The 16,849-nt window shown below is 34.0% G+C and carries 17 protein-coding genes; 10 read left to right on the forward strand and 7 right to left on the reverse strand.

Annotation, left to right across the window (positions count from 1 at the left end; genetic code table 11):
- The first annotated feature begins 165 nt into the window (after positions 1–165).
- From AABM59_RS05360 to AABM59_RS05390, 7 genes are all read left to right on the forward strand, one after another.
- Positions 166–1,173, forward strand: coding sequence for a beta-ketoacyl-ACP synthase III (locus AABM59_RS05360; RefSeq protein WP_338407949.1), 1,008 nt, complete (start codon positions 166–168; stop codon positions 1,171–1,173).
- 405 nt (positions 1,174–1,578) lie between these two features.
- Positions 1,579–3,357 (forward strand): arginine--tRNA ligase, encoded by a 1,779-nt coding sequence (gene argS, locus AABM59_RS05365; protein WP_338407950.1) that lies wholly within the window; start codon positions 1,579–1,581, stop codon positions 3,355–3,357.
- Between the two features lie 79 nt (positions 3,358–3,436).
- Entirely contained in the window at positions 3,437–4,789 is a 1,353-nt protein-coding gene (ffh, locus tag AABM59_RS05370; RefSeq protein WP_338407951.1) for a signal recognition particle protein, read from the forward strand.
- A gap of 153 nt (positions 4,790–4,942) precedes the next feature.
- Positions 4,943–5,827 carry a tetrahydrofolate dehydrogenase/cyclohydrolase catalytic domain-containing protein gene (locus tag AABM59_RS05375; protein WP_338407952.1) on the forward strand — a complete coding sequence of 295 codons (885 nt, stop codon included), beginning with the start codon at positions 4,943–4,945 and terminating at the stop codon, positions 5,825–5,827.
- A gap of 128 nt (positions 5,828–5,955) precedes the next feature.
- Positions 5,956–6,570, forward strand: coding sequence for a hypothetical protein (locus tag AABM59_RS05380; protein ID WP_338407953.1), 615 nt, complete (start codon positions 5,956–5,958; stop codon positions 6,568–6,570).
- An 8-nt stretch (positions 6,571–6,578) separates the two neighbouring features.
- A complete protein-coding gene (locus tag AABM59_RS05385) occupies positions 6,579–6,872 on the forward strand; it encodes a transcriptional regulator (RefSeq protein ID WP_338407954.1) in 294 nt (97 codons plus the stop codon).
- A 53-nt stretch (positions 6,873–6,925) separates the two neighbouring features.
- Positions 6,926–8,299 (forward strand): DUF4173 domain-containing protein, encoded by a 1,374-nt coding sequence (locus AABM59_RS05390; protein WP_338407955.1) that lies wholly within the window; start codon positions 6,926–6,928, stop codon positions 8,297–8,299.
- 49 nt (positions 8,300–8,348) lie between these two features.
- Here the strand turns inward: AABM59_RS05390 and rluF are convergent, their stop codons facing one another.
- The 4 genes from rluF to AABM59_RS05410 all read right to left on the reverse strand — a co-directional run bounded on the left by rluF (position 8,349) and on the right by AABM59_RS05410 (position 12,002).
- The gene (gene rluF / locus AABM59_RS05395; protein WP_338407956.1) at positions 8,349–9,161 is read right to left on the reverse strand and encodes a 23S rRNA pseudouridine(2604) synthase RluF; all 813 of its coding nucleotides are present in this window, start codon (positions 9,159–9,161) and stop codon (positions 8,349–8,351) included.
- A 112-nt stretch (positions 9,162–9,273) separates the two neighbouring features.
- The gene (locus tag AABM59_RS05400; protein WP_338407957.1) at positions 9,274–10,116 is read right to left on the reverse strand and encodes an alpha/beta fold hydrolase; all 843 of its coding nucleotides are present in this window, start codon (positions 10,114–10,116) and stop codon (positions 9,274–9,276) included.
- A 38-nt stretch (positions 10,117–10,154) separates the two neighbouring features.
- A complete protein-coding gene (locus AABM59_RS05405; protein ID WP_338407958.1) occupies positions 10,155–10,934 on the reverse strand; it encodes a C4-type zinc ribbon domain-containing protein in 780 nt (259 codons plus the stop codon).
- Positions 10,935–10,943: 9 nt separating this feature from the next.
- Positions 10,944–12,002, reverse strand: a complete 1,059-nt coding sequence (locus AABM59_RS05410) for a Nif3-like dinuclear metal center hexameric protein (protein WP_338407964.1) — start codon at positions 12,000–12,002, stop codon at positions 10,944–10,946.
- 159 nt (positions 12,003–12,161) lie between these two features.
- On the opposite strand from AABM59_RS05410, the gene lpxK reads away from it, so the two are divergent.
- Positions 12,162–13,187: a tetraacyldisaccharide 4'-kinase gene (lpxK, locus tag AABM59_RS05415; RefSeq protein WP_338407959.1), complete on the forward strand. Its 1,026-nt coding sequence runs from the start codon at positions 12,162–12,164 to the stop codon at positions 13,185–13,187.
- Complete coding sequence (locus AABM59_RS05420; protein ID WP_338407960.1) at positions 13,159–13,971, forward strand: purine-nucleoside phosphorylase; 813 nt, start codon at positions 13,159–13,161, stop codon at positions 13,969–13,971. The genes lpxK and AABM59_RS05420 overlap by 29 nt, the downstream gene beginning before the upstream one ends.
- Here the strand turns inward: AABM59_RS05420 and gap are convergent.
- The 3 genes from gap to AABM59_RS05435 form a co-directional block, all read right to left on the reverse strand.
- Complete coding sequence (gene gap, locus AABM59_RS05425; RefSeq protein ID WP_338407961.1) at positions 13,968–14,960, reverse strand: type I glyceraldehyde-3-phosphate dehydrogenase; 993 nt, start codon at positions 14,958–14,960, stop codon at positions 13,968–13,970. The two genes, AABM59_RS05420 and gap, sit on opposite strands and share 4 nt — an antisense overlap.
- A gap of 53 nt (positions 14,961–15,013) precedes the next feature.
- Positions 15,014–15,883: a lipoyl synthase gene (gene lipA / locus AABM59_RS05430; RefSeq protein WP_338407962.1), complete on the reverse strand. Its 870-nt coding sequence runs from the start codon at positions 15,881–15,883 to the stop codon at positions 15,014–15,016.
- Between the two features lie 114 nt (positions 15,884–15,997).
- The gene (locus AABM59_RS05435; RefSeq protein WP_338407963.1) at positions 15,998–16,342 is read right to left on the reverse strand and encodes an energy transducer TonB; all 345 of its coding nucleotides are present in this window, start codon (positions 16,340–16,342) and stop codon (positions 15,998–16,000) included.
- A gap of 120 nt (positions 16,343–16,462) precedes the next feature.
- Here AABM59_RS05435 and AABM59_RS05440 point away from each other — a divergent pair.
- Positions 16,463–16,849: DDE-type integrase/transposase/recombinase (locus tag AABM59_RS05440; protein ID WP_338407965.1), on the forward strand; the 387-nt coding region annotated here is incomplete at its 3' end.

Genomic DNA, 16,849 nt, shown 5'->3' on the forward strand with positions numbered 1-16,849 from the left:
GACATTTTAATCTGTTTTAATTATTTTTTTATTGTTTCCAAAATTAAGTCCAAAACAAGCTTTAAATTATTTTCATCTTCTTGATAACTCCTTAAAGTAAAATTATTGTTATATTGTGCTAAATTTTTAAATTTGCATCCTAAATTTTATTAAAAGACCATTACAATGTACCATTCAAAAATCGCAGGATTAGGATATTATGTTCCTTCCAATGTCGTAACCAACGACGACTTGTCTAAAATTATTGACACTAATGACGAATGGATTCAGGAAAGAACCGGAATTCAAGAGAGAAGACATATCATTAGGGGTGAAGATACTACCACAACAATGGGCGTGAAAGCTGCGAGAATCGCTATTGAACGTTCAGGAATTTCCAAAGAAGACATCGATTTTGTGGTTTTTGCCACCTTGAGTCCAGATTATTACTTTCCTGGTCCAGGAGTTTTAGTACAGCGCGATTTGGGTCTAAAAACTGTTGGCGCATTAGATGTTAGAAATCAATGTTCAGGTTTTATTTATGCATTATCTGTTGCAGATCAATATATTAAAACCGGAATGTACAAAAACGTTTTGGTAATTGGATCTGAAGTACATTCAGCTGGGTTGGATATGACTTCTCGTGGACGTGGAGTTTCGGTTATATTTGGCGATGGAGCTGGAGCTGCTGTCATAAGCAGGGAGGAAGATTTGACAAAAGGAATTCTTTCTACTCACTTACATTCAGAAGGGCAACATGCCGAAGAATTGATTGTAAAAGCGCCAGGAATGGGTGGCCGCTGGGTAACTGACATCCTTGCAGATGATGATCCTAATGACGAAAGTTATTTTCCTTATATGAATGGACAATTTGTATTTAAAAATGCTGTGGTTCGTTTTTCAGAAGTTATCAACGAAGGTTTGCAAGCCAATAATTTACAAGTTTCGGATATTGATTTGCTTGTTCCTCATCAGGCAAATTTGAGAATTTCCCAATTTATTCAGAAGAAATTCGGATTGAATGATGACCAAGTTTTTAGCAATATTCAAAAATACGGAAATACAACGGCGGCTTCTATTCCTATTGCGTTAACGGAAGCTTGGGAGCAAGGAAAAGTAAAAACAGGAGATACAATAGTTTTAGCTGCTTTTGGCAGTGGTTTTACTTGGGGAAGCGCTATCATAAAATGGTAAATTAGATTTTATAGTTTTAAAAATCAAAAAACCCGAAGTGGCATACTTCGGGTTTTTCTTTACAACAAAATTAAAATTAAACTAATTTATAAAAGTCAACTGCTACCTTTGGTCTTGTTTTCATCTCTTTGGCATCCTTGAATTACTGTATGTTTTTTAATTTCAAAACGGGTGTTGAATTCAATAAAGCTGATTTGATTTTTCATTATTAGAGAAATATTTCCAACATATAGATAACTAGTAGATTTTGCAATCGATAAATTGTTACATAAAAATTGAAAACAATCGATAATTTGTATTCTTACAGAAGTAATCCTCCTAATTTTTAAGAAGAAATTATCTCTCTTTCCAATTTTCAAATTGAGGCATAATAACTATCTTTGCAGCTTTAAAAAAACAAATAAAATGACATTACCACAAATTCTTACCCCTTCAATTGAAAAAGCCGTCCAAGCTTTATTTGACGTTGCCATTGACAAAGTTGAATTTCAAACTACACGAAAGGATTTTGAGGGTGATATCACGATGGTAATTTTTCCTTTATTGAAAGTTGTTAAAAGCAATCCGGTCGAATTGGGAAATAAAATAGGCAACTATTTGGTCGAAAATCTACCAGAAGTTAGCAAGTTTAACGTAGTTTCCGGTTTTTTGAACATCGTTATTTCCGACGAATATTATTTGAATTTTTTTAATAGAATTAGAAAAAATGAAAAATTTGGTTTTGTAACTTCTAGTCCAAACGAGAAAGCTGTGATGGTTGAATATTCTTCACCAAACACGAATAAACCTTTGCATTTAGGTCACGTTCGAAATAATCTTTTAGGTTATTCTGTTGCTGAAATTATTAAAGCTTCAGGCAAAAAAGTTTATAAAACTCAAATTATCAATGATCGTGGAATTCATATTTGCAAGTCGATGTTGGCTTGGCAAAAATTTGGAAATGGAGCAACTCCTGAAAGTATGGGTTTAAAAGGCGATAAATTAGTTGGAAATTTTTACGTTGCTTTTGACAAAGCTTATAAAGAAGAAATTACGCAATTAATGAGCGAAGGAAGAACCGAAGACGAAGCTAAAAAGCAAGCGCCAATTATTCTTGAAGCGCAAGAAATGTTACTGAAATGGGAAGCTGGTGATACCGAAGTTATTTTACTTTGGAAAACAATGAACCAATGGGTTTATGACGGATTCGCAACAACATATAAAAATATAGGAGTCAATTTTGATAGTTATTATTACGAAAGTAACACCTATTTATTAGGAAAAGACGTGGTTCAAATTGGTTTGGAGAAAGGAGTTTTCGAAAAAGATCCCGACGGTTCAGTATGGATCGACTTGACCGACGAAGGTTTAGATAGAAAAATAGTACTGCGTTCAGACGGAACCGCAGTTTATATGACGCAGGATATTGGAACTGCAATTCAACGTGTAAAGGATTTTCCAGACGTTGGTGGAATGGTTTATACAGTTGGCAATGAACAGGATTATCATTTCAAAGTTTTGTTTTTGATATTGAAAAAACTCGGTTTTGATTGGTCAAAAAACCTCTTTCATTTATCTTACGGAATGGTCGATTTGCCTTCCGGAAAAATGAAAAGTCGAGAAGGTACCGTTGTCGATGCCGATGACTTGATGCAAGAGATGACGTATACGGCACAAAAAATTGCCGAAGATTTAGGAAAACTAGAAAGTTATTCACCCGAAGAAAAAGGAACATTGTATAAAACCATTGGACTCGGCGCCTTGAAATATTACATTTTGAAAGTCGATCCAAAAAAACGAATCCTTTTCGACCCCGAAGAATCAGTTGATTTTGCTGGAAATACCGGGCCGTTTATTCAATATACTTACGCAAGAATCCAGTCGATAATTCGTAAGTCAAATTTTTATTTTTTAAATAAAGCAGAAATAGAATCACTTCACGAAAAAGAAAAAGGATTATTGAAACAAATTGAATTGTTTCCAGAAGTAATTCAAAATGCGGCTCAAAACCAGAGTCCAGCACTTGTCGCCAATTATACTTATGATTTGGTTCGCGAATACAATTCGTTTTATCAAACGGTTTCGATTTTGGGTGAAGAAGATTTAGAAAAAAAAATATTCCGAGTACAACTTTCGAAAAAGGTAGCAGATACAATTGCTTTGGCATTTCAATTATTGGGAATTGATGTCCCTGAAAGGATGTAGTTTTGCACCCTATAATCCAAGGAGCGATTGTAGCTTCTTAACTTTATATTATATTTGCATTTTAATAAAATAAAAAATCATGTTCGATAATTTAAGCGATAAATTAGACAAGGCCTTTCACATACTGAAAGGACACGGAAAAATAACTGAAGTTAACGTTGCCGAAACTCTTAAAGAAGTTCGTCGTGCTTTATTGGATGCCGATGTCAACTTTAAAATTGCCAAAGATTTTACCACAAAAGTAAAAGAAAAAGCAATTGGACAAAACGTATTAACGACACTTCAACCCGGACAGTTACTGGTAAAAATTGTTAAGGACGAGCTAACCGAATTGATGGGTGGAGATGTTGCTGGAATCAATCTTTCTGGTACTCCAACGGTTATTTTGATGTCAGGATTACAAGGTTCAGGAAAGACTACTTTTTCTGGAAAATTGGCAAATTATCTTCAAACTAAAAAGGGTAAAAAACCACTTTTGGTTGCCTGTGATATTTATCGTCCTGCTGCAATTCAGCAATTATATGTTGTTGGAGATTCAATCGCTGTCGAAGTATATTCAGAACCAGAAAATAAAAATCCAGTTGAAATTGCTCAAAATGCTATCAAGCATGCTAAAGCAAATGGTTTCAATGTAGTAATTGTGGATACTGCCGGACGTTTGGCTGTAGATGAAGCAATGATGACTGAAATCTCAAATGTTCACAAAGCTATTCAACCACACGAAACTTTATTTGTTGTTGATGCGATGACAGGTCAAGATGCGGTAAATACGGCAAAAGCTTTCAATGACCGATTAAATTTCGATGGTGTAATTCTAACTAAATTAGACGGTGATACTCGTGGTGGAGCAGCTTTGTCTATTAAGTCTGTAGTCAATAAACCAATAAAATTTGTTGGTACCGGCGAAAAAATGGATGCCATCGACGTGTTCTATCCTACTCGTATGGCGGAACGAATCCTTGGAATGGGAGATGTTGTGTCTTTGGTAGAAAGAGCGCAAGAGCAGTATGACGAAGAAGAAGCTAGAAAAATTCAAAAGAAAATTGCTAAGAACGAATTTGGTTTTGACGATTTCCTTTCCCAAATCCAACAAGTGAAGAAAATGGGTAATATGAAGGATTTGGTAGGAATGATTCCCGGAGCTACAAAAGCAATGAAGGATGTCGAGATTGAAGACGATGCATTCAAATCTATTGAGGCTATCATCCATTCTATGACTCCAAAAGAAAGATCAAAACCAGTCATAATTGACGTAAAAAGAAAAACTAGGATTGCCAAAGGTTCCGGGACAAAAATCGAGCAAGTCAATCAATTGATGAAACAGTTCGAGCAAATGAGCAAGATGATGAAAATGATGCAAGGCCCAGGCGGAAAAAATATGATGAAAATGATGGGCAATATGAAAGGTGGAATGCCACAAGGAATGAGATAAATTGGTTTAAGGTTCAAAAGTTTAAATTTGTTTAAAGTTTTGAACTTCATTTTTTTTTTTTTTTTTAACAACACACTATGTTTTTTAAGGTTTATTTTAAAGTCATCCAAGCCTTTAAACGTTTAAACTTTCAAACTTTCAAACAAAATTAAAATGCAATTACTAGACGGGAAAAAAACATCGGAAGACATTAAAAACGAGATTGCGGCCGAAGTAAGGCAAATGATAGCTGCCGGTCAAAAAGTTCCTCATTTAGCAGCTGTTATTGTAGGTACTAATGGTGCAAGTTTGACTTATGTGGGAAGTAAAGTAAAATCGTGTCAACAAATTGGATTTGAATCTACTTTGGTGTCGTTGCCAGAAAACATTTCAGAAATCGATTTGCTTTCAAAAATAAAGGAATTAAATGAAGATGATGATTTAGATGGTTTTATCGTTCAATTGCCTCTGCCAAAACATATAGACGAGCAAAAAATTCTGATGGCTATTGATCCGGATAAAGATGTAGATGGATTTCATCCTACTAATTTTGGAAAAATGGCTTTGGAAATGGAAACATTTTTGCCAGCAACTCCTTATGGAATAATGGAATTGTTAGAACGTTACAAAGTAGAAACAGCAGGCAAACATACCGTAGTTATTGGACGTAGCCATATTGTGGGTCGACCAATGAGTATTTTGATGAGTCGCAAAGGATATCCTGGAGATTCTACGGTAACTCTTACTCACAGTAGAACCAAGAACATTGAAGAGTACACAAAAAATGCAGATATTATCATCACGGCTCTTGGTGTTCCAAATTATCTTAAAGCCAATATGGTAAAGGATGGTGTTGTTATTATTGACGTTGGTATTACCAGAGTGGAAGACGCTTCTAATCCAAAGGGTTATGTAATTACTGGCGATGTCGATTTTGATGAAGTTAGTAAAAAATCTTCATTCATAACACCCGTTCCAGGTGGAGTAGGGCCAATGACAATTGCGATGTTGCTGAAAAACACGCTTTTAGCCAGAAAAATTAGAAGTATAAGTAAGTAATATTTCTCCCGAAATCAACAACAAAGCCTATTCAACTGAATAGGCTTTGTTGTTTTATAAATTATTTTAATTATTTATTTGTTAATTGAAAATAAAGTATAACTTTGCATTACAAAGTACTTTATATTATGAATCAGAAACAACAAGAAGATTTATCACACATTCGTTCCATGATGGAACGCTCTTCAAGATTTATTTCATTAAGCGGACTCTCAGGAGTATTTGCTGGTTTATCTGCTTTGATTGGCGGATTGTATGCGTACCTATTGGTTGATAGGATGAATGATGAATATTATTATGGGAATAGTATATCGTATAATGAAGATTTGATTTTCCAATTATTTTTTATTGCAATGCTTATTTTGTTTTTTGCTTTATCATTTGGAATCTTCTTTACGATTCGAAAAAGCCGAAAGTACAATTTACCCATTTGGACGATAGCTACCAAAAAAATGCTTGTCAATTTAGCCATTCCATTACTAGTTGGTGGTGTATTTTGTTTAGCACTTTTATACCATGGGGTTTTTGTTTTATTGGCTCCAGCAACTTTAATATTTTATGGATTAGCATTGATTAATGCTGAGAAATATACTTTTTCGGATATTAAATATTTAGGATTTTGTGAGTTAATTTTAGGTTGTATTTCTCTTTTCTATGTTGGATACGGTTTGATTTTTTGGATCATTGGATTTGGAATTTTACATATCTTATATGGTTTGCTACTATTCAAAAAATATAAATAAACCATCAAATGGGAATTATTGATAAACTAAATAAAGACTTCGAAAGCCGTGTCAGATTGGGAATTATGTCCATTTTGATGGTCAATGATTGGATTGATTTTACCGAAATGAAAGCGCTTTTGAATATCACAGACGGTAATTTAGCCAGTCATTCTTCAGCGCTTGAACGAGGGGAGTATATCGAAATTAAAAAAGAATTTGTGGGCAAGAAACCAAAAACATCTTATAGAGTTACTAATTTAGGAAGAGCTTCTTTTGTGTCACATTTAAACAGTCTTGAAAAATTATTCAAATCAAAATAACTTTTTTTTTAACCATTTACTTTGAAAATCAAAGTACTTTTAAATTTTTAATTATGAAAAAACACCATTTAATTTTAGGTTGTACAGCCATTTTTGTTTTACTTTTTTACAAGGAATCTGTTGGAGTTAATCTAGCTTTATTCGGAATTATATTGGCAATTTTAGTCTATATACGATTCGAAAAAAAGACCATTTTGATAAAGATTTTATTTGTCAGTTCAATACTTTCTTGTTTTGCATTTGCTTGGTATGCCGATTTCTTTTCTTTTTTAGCTTTATTCTTTTCTTTGATTTTTCTGCAATTTCAAAATGAAAGTAGCAAACTTAAAATCATTCAATCGATTCCTGCAGTTTTCATTACTGGAATCACTTCATTAGGAAGGCCTTTTATCTTCAATCAATGGTTGCCTCAAGCAAAAATTGATAATAACGGTGCCAAGAAGTTAATTGCGTATTTCTTAATCCCATTACTATTTTTAATTGTATTTTTTATAGCCTATTCTTATGGTAGTGATACCTTTTCAGGAATATTTGACTATGAGTTAGATATTGATTTTTGGCCTTTAGTATTTATTACAATTTTGGGATTTTATTTTTCTTTTAGTTATTGGAATTACTGGGTTCCAGAATATTTTTATATCAATAGCCATCAATTAAATAACGATTTTTCTAAAGAAAGTAAACAGGATTTTACGCCTAGTTTTTCTTTTTTAGATATTGATTTTGAGCGTAAAAGTGGTGAGATTTCGTTAGTGCTTTTAAATTTAATGCTTTTGGTTTTTATAGGAACCTATAATTATGAACAATTTTTCAAAGAAGAATCAAAAACCGTACTTAGTGCTGCAACTCACGACAGAGTAAACGCAGTGATTATTTCAATTATCATGGCAGTGGGTGTTATATTGTTTTACTTTAAAAAAGGATTTAATTTTGACACTAATGCTAACTTTTTAAAAAGATTGGCTAAGATTTGGGTTGGCCTTAATGCAATATTGATCATAAGTTCGGCCGTGAAAAACTCGGAATACATCCTTCATTTTGGAATGACATATAAAAGGTTAGGAGTATATGCCTTTTTGGTTTTAACTCTAATTGGATTGGGATTTACCTATTATAAAATTAAAAATCAAAAAACGAATGCTTTTCTTTTTAATCAAATGCTTTGGTGTGTTTATGGTTTGATATTGTTATGTAGTTTTGTTAATTGGGGAAATCTAATTACAAGTTACAATGTTTCTGTGAATAAAGGGGTAGAGCCCAAATTCTTGAAAAGTTTAAATTATAATGAAGAATATCGTCAGCAATATTTTTCTGATTCATCAATTCTTTCCATAAATGATTACGACAGAGAAGGTGATGTAGAATATGAACAAAGTAAAAGCTTTCTTTCCAAAGCTTTATATTATGAGTTCGTTTCTTTGAAGTAGAAGGATTATAAAAGCAAAAAACCAAGAACTTAATCTTGGTTTTTTACTTTTAATAATCTCCTCTTTTCTTAAACCTTGGATCGTCTTTTTTGATGAATTCGGTTCTGCGTTTTGGAGTTTCTTGTTTTGGCAAACTAGCCTCTTCGGTTTTGCTCGAGGGTGCAATCAATTCGTTGAGTTCCTTGATTTCGGCATCGCTTAAATCGCGATAACGCCCAACAGGAATATCTAGCGAGATATTGATGATTCGAATGCGTTTCAAAGCAATAACTTCATAACCCAAATATTCGCACATTCTTCGAATTTGGCGGTTTAAACCTTGAGTCAAGACGATTTTGAAAATAGTCGCACTGATTTGTTCTACTTTGCATTTCCGGGTAATGGTATCCAAAATAGGAATTCCATTTCCCATTTTTTCAATAAAACGATCTGTTATGAGTTTGTTGACCGTTACTGTATATTCTTTTTCATGGTTGTTTCTGGCGCGAAGAATTTTGTTTACAATATCGCCATCATTGGTCATAAAAATCAATCCTTCACTGGCTTTGTCTAATCTTCCAATGGGGAAAATACGTGTGGGATAATTGATGTAATCCACAATATTATTGCGAACTTCTAAGTTGGTGGTACATTCAATTCCTTCGGGTTTGTTGAAAGCCAAATAAACGGATTTCTCCCTTTTTTCTCGGATTAACTTGCCGTCAATGCGTACTTCGTCATCAGGTGAAACCTTGGTCCCTAATCCTGGTATGATTCCGTTAATGGTTACGCGACCTTCTTCTATAATTTTATCGGCTTCACGTCGCGAACAAAAACCAGTTTCTCCGATGAATTTATTAAGGCGCTTTAGATTTTCTTCCATAAGACAAAAGTAAACAAATTACTTCGTCTGTTCGCTATGCTCGGGTGGAAATGGTATGATTTGTAAATTTTAGAATGTTTTTCAGCAGCAAGTATTTATCAAAAAAAAAGTTTTAATCAAATAAAAATAGAGACACTTTTTTATACAAATCATCATCATGTAATTTATGTCCTAACCCAGAAGTTTCTATAAACTGAACATCTTTCCAAGCACCGACAATTTTTTTTGCTTCCTCAAATAAAACGACTTTATCGTCAATATCGTGTGCCACCAAACCTTTTACATCAATTTTTGAAGCAAATAATTTCCCTGAAAATTGTTCTAAGTTTCGATTTAAGATTTTAATATATTTTTTCTCCAATGTTTTTGAAATTCTGGTATTCAAACTCAATAGGCTAATGAAATTATTAAATAGAATTTTAAAATCACTTGGAGCCCCTAAAATCACCATTTTTTCGATTGAAGGACTTTGATATTTGTATTGATAATACAAACACGTTTGCCCGCCCATTGAGTGGCCAATTAAATATTGTGGTTTAAATTTCTCGACAATTAAGTGTATAAATTCGGCATATTTCAGAATAGTAAATTCTTTACCACTTGATAATCCTTGTGCAGGTCCATCAATGGCAATAATAGTACTTCCTGATTTTTTGAGGTAAGGCAATAAGTTTTCCCAGCGAGAGGAATTACTTTCCCAACCGTGAACTAATAAAATCACGGTTTTGTTTCCTTTCCAAGTGTAGGATTGAATGCAATCCTCTTCGTATTGAAAAGTTTCAGAATGTGATTCTTGAAGGATTTTAGGAAGTTTTTTTTTGGATAATTTTCCTTTTCTAGGTTCACTATAAAAAGCGTGAGCAATATGCCCAGCTTTTTTTGGAAACACAAAACTCAAGAGATTGATGTATAATCCAATAGATTTTGTCAGTAAAAAATGAAATGAATTTTTCATATAAAAAAAGTCCCGATTTTTGTCGGGACTTAAGTGTTTTAGAATTTAGCGAAAAGCTTTTCCATTTTCTCTTTTTCTTCTTCAGCCAGAACGCTGTCGACTAATATTCTTCCTGAATGTTCATCGGTGATGATTTTCTTTCTGGAAGCAATTTCCACTTGTGTTTGAGGAGGAATAGTAAAAAATGATCCAGCCGAAGCTCCTCTTTCAATAGAAACAACAGCTAAGCCATTGCGAACACTTGATCTTATTCTGTTATAAGCTGTCAATAATCTTTCTTCGATTAATTTTTGGTATTCCGCAGATTTCTCTGTTAAAAAAGCTTCTTCTTTAGCGGTTTCGGCCATAATGGCGTCTAATTCTGATTTTTTATGTTTCAAGTGATTAGATTTAGTTTCTAATCTTTCTTTTGATTGTGTGATTACTTCTTTTTTGTGTTCCATTGAAGCTTTCATTTCCTTAATTTGCTTTTCGGCTAATTGAATTTCCAATTCTTGAAATTCAACTTCTTTAGTCAATGAATTAAATTCTCTGTTATTACGAACAGTATCTTGCTGTTTAGTATATCTTTTTATAGATTCTTTGTGTTCGTCAATTGCATTTTTCTTCACTTTTACAAGCTCCTCGATAGCATCAAGATCGTTTTTCAGTTTTTCTGAACGGGTACTTAATCCTGCAACTTCATCTTCTAAATCTTCCACTTCTAGAGGAAGTTCACCTCTTACATTTCTGATTTCATCAATTCTAGAGTCAATCAATTGTAAATCGTAAATTGCTCTTAATTTGTCTTCAACACTCAATTCTTTTGTAGTCGCCATATTCTATGTCTATAAGTACTTAACTGGATTTGTATTTTCTTCCGATAAAACGATTGCAAAATTAAGGATTTTTTTCCGAAGAAAATCAACAATATAATTTTTTGTATAGCGTTCGCTTTCAAAATGTCCAATATCGGCCAAAAGCAGTTGATTTTCAGCCTCATAAAATTGGTGATACTTCAAATCAGCCGTCAAAAAAACGTCTGCTCCAGCCTGAATGGCATTTTTTATGGCAAAACTTCCCGATCCGCCAAGAACTGCAATTTTTTTTATGGGTTTACCCAAAAAAGAACTATGACGAATTCCGCCACATTGCATCTTGTCTTTAACGAAATTCAGAAATTCTTTTTCGTCCATTGGAACTTTCAATTCTCCAATCATTCCCAAACCAATGTTTTGATTGGCATTTTCTAAATTATAAATTTCATAAGCCACTTCTTCATAAACGTGATTTTTGAATAGCGCTTTTAAAATCTTGCTTTCTAAATTTTTTTCGAAAGTAACTTCGATTTTTATTTCGTCAGCTTCTACAAATTCAAAGCGATCGCCAATCTCTGGATTGCTGTGTTCGTTTCCTATATAAGTTCCAATTCCTTTTGAGTTGAAACTGCAATTTCCATAGTTACCAATGTTTCCTGCGCCAACGTCAAACAAAGAGTTTCGCAACTTTTCGGCATTCTCGGGAATGGTGTAAGTCACTAATTTCCGAATGAAGTTTTGTTTTGGAATTAGAATTTTTGTTTTGGTTAAACCCAATGCGTTGCAGAAAATTTTATTTACTCCATCTTGATGATTGTCTAATGCGGTGTGAACGGCATAAATGGCAATATCATTTTTTATGGCTTTTATAACAGCTCTTTCGACATAGTTTTCCCCCGTAATTTTCTTTAATCCCGAAAATAATATAGGATGAAAACACACAATCAAATTACATTTTTTTGCAATTGCCTCGTCAATTACACTTTCCAAAGCATCATGACAAACCAAAACCCCCGTTGCTTCCGATTCTTGATTTCCAACCAATAAACCTACATTATCAAAATCTTCGGCATAGGCAAGTGGCGCCATTTCTTCGAGCACGGAAATTATTTCTTTAATTTTACTCACTGTTCGATTTTTTTTGTGTTAGTGAATCTTCGATTTTATTTTTCATATTTTATAACCAACAAAGTTAAGGAAATAATAACTCAACTTTTTTATAATGATAAAATAGTATACTTTCGTAGTATGAATTTACTTCGAAAAATACTCTTTCCCTTTGCCATTTTGTATGGATTCATTACCAGTATTCGGAATTTTCTTTACGATAAAGGAATTCTTAAATCCTATTCTTTTGACATTCCCATTATTGCTGTAGGGAATCTAAGTGTTGGTGGTACGGGGAAAACCCCTCAAATTGAGTATTTAATTCGTCTACTTAAACCTAAATTTAAAGTTGCTACCTTAAGTCGTGGTTACAAAAGGAAATCCAAAGGTTTTATTTTAGCAGATTCAAATTCGAACGCAGAAATACTTGGAGACGAACCAATTCAGTTTTATAAAAAATTCAATACTATTCAGGTTGCGGTTGATGTGAATAGAAAAAACGGAATAGAACAATTGCTTTCCCAAACTAATAAACCCGAAGTTATTTTATTAGATGATGCTTTTCAACATCGAAAAGTAAAAGCAGGTTTTTATATTTTGCTAACTTCATATGGCGATTTATATTCGGATGATTTTATGTTGCCAACAAGAAATTTACGTGAAGGCAGAAGTGGAGCGAAGAGAGCCAATTTGGTTGTTGTAACAAAATGCCCCGAATCCCTTTCCATTATCGAGAAAAATGAGATTAGAACCAAATTAAAACTGGCTTTGAATCAAGAATTGTGTTTTTCTTTTGTCGATTATGATGAATTTATATATTCTGAAGGTAAAACGATGAAAGTCGAAGAAATTCGGAATATTGATAAATTACTTTTGGCAGGAATAGCAAAACCCATGCCTTTTTTCGCATATTTGCAAAGCAAAAATGATAAACGTTTGATTTTTTCCGACCATCATCATTTTACAGAAAATGATATTAGAGAAATAAAAAACAAATCACAAAACAAAATTATTATCACAACCGAAAAAGATTTCGTGAGATTGAAAGGCAAATTTACAAACAAACAACTTTTCTATTTGCCAATACGAAGTTCCTTTCTTTCAGCAAGTGATAATTTTGACAAAGCCATTTTAAATTATGTGGGAACAAGTACAAGAAACAGTTAGTTTTATTAAAGAAAAAATTAATTTTACTCCAGAATATGGCGTAATCCTAGGTTCAGGGTTGGGTAGTTTTACGGATGACATAAAAATAGAATTTACCTTGCCTTATGGTGAAATTCCAAATTTTCCGGTTTCTACTGTTCAAGGCCATAAAGGAGCTCTGGTTTTTGGAACTATTGGCGATAAAAAAGTGGTTGCTATGCAAGGTCGTTTTCATTTTTATGAGGGCTATTCGATGAAGGAAGTTACATTTCCGGTGCGTGTGATGAAATTTTTGGGAGTCGAAAAACTTATTGTTTCCAATGCTTCGGGAGGAGTAAATCCCAGTTATAAAGTAGGCTCGATAGTTATCCTAAAAGACCATATCAATATTGCGCCAGAACATCCTTTGCGAGGTAAAAATGACGAACGTTTTGGACCTCGGTTTTTAAATATGAGTGAACCTTATTCTAGAAAAATGATTGTCAAGGCGAAAGAATTGGCTCAAAATCTAAATATTACTGTTCAAGATGGAATTTATCTTGGGCTTCAAGGACCAACATTTGAAACGCTGGCCGAATACAAAATGGTAAAAATTTTGGGTGCTGATTGTGTAGGAATGTCAACAGTTCCCGAGGTAATTGTGGCACGCCATATGGACATGGAAGTTTTTGGAATTTCTGTAATTACAGATATGGGCGATGAAGAAAATATCGAAACTGTTTCGCACGATGAAGTTTTAGAGGCAGCGAAAAAAGCGGAACCTAAAGTGAGAAGTCTTATCAAGGAATTGATTTTGAACTATTAATGTGTTAAAATAATTAAATCAATAATTCGGGAGGAATATCCCGTTTCATTATCATACCAGCCCACTACTTTGACCATCTTGTCTATTACCGAAGTGAGTTGCGCGTCAAAAACACAGGAGTTTTTGTTGCCAATAATATCGACGGAAACAATTGGATCTTCGGTGTAATCCAAGATACCTTTTAAATTAGTTTGAGAGGCAATTTTAAAAACAGCATTTATTTCGTCAATTGTTACTGCACGTTTTACATTAAAAGTAATGTCGGTCAACGATCCGTCAGGAACTGGAACTCGAATACCACAACCACCTATTTTCCCTTCGAATTCCGGAAAAACCTTAGTCAAAGCCTTAGCAGCACCAGTTGTAGTGGGAACTATGGATTGACTTGCGCCACGAGCCCGACGTAAATCTTTGTGGGGTTGATCGTGTAAACTTTGGTCAGTGGTGTACGAGTGAATCGTTGTAATATAAGCTTGTTCGATGCCACAAAGTTCATTGATGACTTTCATCATTGGAGCCGCATTATTCGTGGTGCAACTGGCATTCGAAATAATGGTTTCGGTTCCGTCGAGAATGTGTTCATTTACGCCAAGAACCACTGTTTTTATAGAATCTACTTCGGATGGTGCGGAGAGAATTACTTTTTTGGCTCCAGCCAAAATATGGGCATTGATTTCCTCGAATGTTCTATATTTTCCTGTCGATTCCACAACAACATCAATGTTAATCGATTTCCAATCCAAGTTTGAAATGCTTTTCTCGTGAAAAAAAAGAAAATGTTTCCCATCGACAATTATTCCTTTTTCATCAGCCGAAACTTCAAATGGCAAAACCCCGTGAATACTGTCGTATTTCACCAGATGCGCCATAGTTTTCGTATCGGCAACATCATTAATGGCAACAACTTCAATAGTGGGATGGTTCAAAAGCAAGCGAAATAAATTCCGACCAATTCTTCCAAAACCATTTATGGCAATTCTTGTTTTCAAAGTTTTTTTTGGTTAATGGATTAACCGGTTAAACGATTAACCGATTAAACATTTTATAAAATATGTTTTTGTGCTTTATACGAAGAACGTACCAATGGTCCGCTTTCAACGTGGCGAAATCCTAATTCCAAACCAAATTTTTCATATATGGCGAATTGTTCGGGTATTATAAATTCTTTTACAGGCAAGTGTTTTTTGCTGGGTTGCAAGTATTGACCAATAGTTACAATATCAACATTGGCATTTCGTAAATCTTGCATCGTTTGAAAAACTTCTTCCTCGGTTTCGCCAAGACCAAGCATAATTCCAGATTTCGTTCTATTGATTCCTTTCGCTTTCAAATATTTTAAAACTTCAAGACTTCGGTCATATTTTGCTTGAATACGTACTTCTCGAGTTAATCGGCGAACGGTTTCTACATTGTGTGAAACCACCTCGGGATTGGCTTCCACAATACGGTCTATATTTCTTTCGATTCCTTGAAAATCAGGAATGAGGGTTTCTAAAGTTGTATTGGGGTTCATTCTACGAATGGCTTTTATGGTCTCTATCCAAATAATGGAACCGCCATCTTTCAAATCATCTCTGTCAACGCTAGTAATTACAGCGTGTTTGATCTTCATAATTTTGATGGATCGTGCTACTTTTTCAGGTTCGTCCCAATCCACGGTTTCGGGTCTTCCGGTTTTTACGCCACAAAATCCACAAGAACGGGTGCAGATATTTCCCAAAATCATAAATGTTGCCGTTCCTTCACCCCAGCATTCGCCCATATTTGGACAACTTCCTGATGCACAAATGGTGTTTAAACTATATTTGTCGACTAAGCCGCGTAATTCTGTATATTTTTGACCAATTGGGAGTTTTACTCTCAACCATTTCGGTTTTCCTATCGGTAATGTATTCTCTAAAATAGTTTCCATAAATCAATTTTTGAAAGGGCAAAGATAATGAAAGTTGTCTTAGCAAATGGAGTTTTAAGGTAGGGTTATAAAAAAATCATCTCATAATTTGTGGGATGATTTTTCTAATTCATCTTAATTCATCTGAACTGTAATGGGCAAATTATAAGAAGTTCTAACTGGTTTTGAATTAACCATTCCCGGAGTCCATTTGGTTATCAAGGATTTCAAAACCCGGATAGCTTCTTTTCTCAAGCCATAACCAGGATCTCGTCTTACCTGAATGTCGGTCATGCTGCCGTCCTTTTCAATCACAAAGGACACATTAATTTTAATGGTGCTGAGTCCGTCGATTTCTGGTTTTTCGAAAGTATTACCTATATAATTATATAATTTTTGCATTCCGCCAGGAAATTCGGGAAGCTTGTCCAAGGCAGTAAAGGCAACGATGACATTACCCCAATTTATCCAAGAAGGCATTTAGCCCAATGGAAAGCAAGTAAATATATTTATCCTTATTTATTGAGGAATTTGGTAATAACGGAAGTGAATCAAGGCTGGAAAATTGATATAACCTATGTTCCAATGTAAAAGGGATTTATTTATTTAACGGTTATAATAGATGTTTATAGTCGCTTTATTGTAGGTTGGCGATTGAGTAATTCTTTAGATGCTGCTTCCTCTTTAAACGTTGTGAAAAAAGCAGTAGATCAATATGGAACTCCAACTATTTTGAATAGCGACCAAGGAAGTCAGTTCACTTGTAAAGAGTACATAGATTATTTAAAAAGCAATGGTATTCAAATAAGTATGGACGGAAAAGGAAGAGCATTGGATACTATTTTTATTGAAAGATTTTGGAGAACAATAAAATATCAATACATTTACCTCAATCCTAGTGCATCTGGATTTGATTTATTCATCGGAATTAAAAAGTGGATTGAGAAATATCATTTTAGGGCACACCAAGGAATACAAAGAAAAAAA

The organism is uncultured Flavobacterium sp. (assembly GCF_963925185.1).
GTDB lineage: Bacteria > Bacteroidota > Bacteroidia > Flavobacteriales > Flavobacteriaceae > Flavobacterium.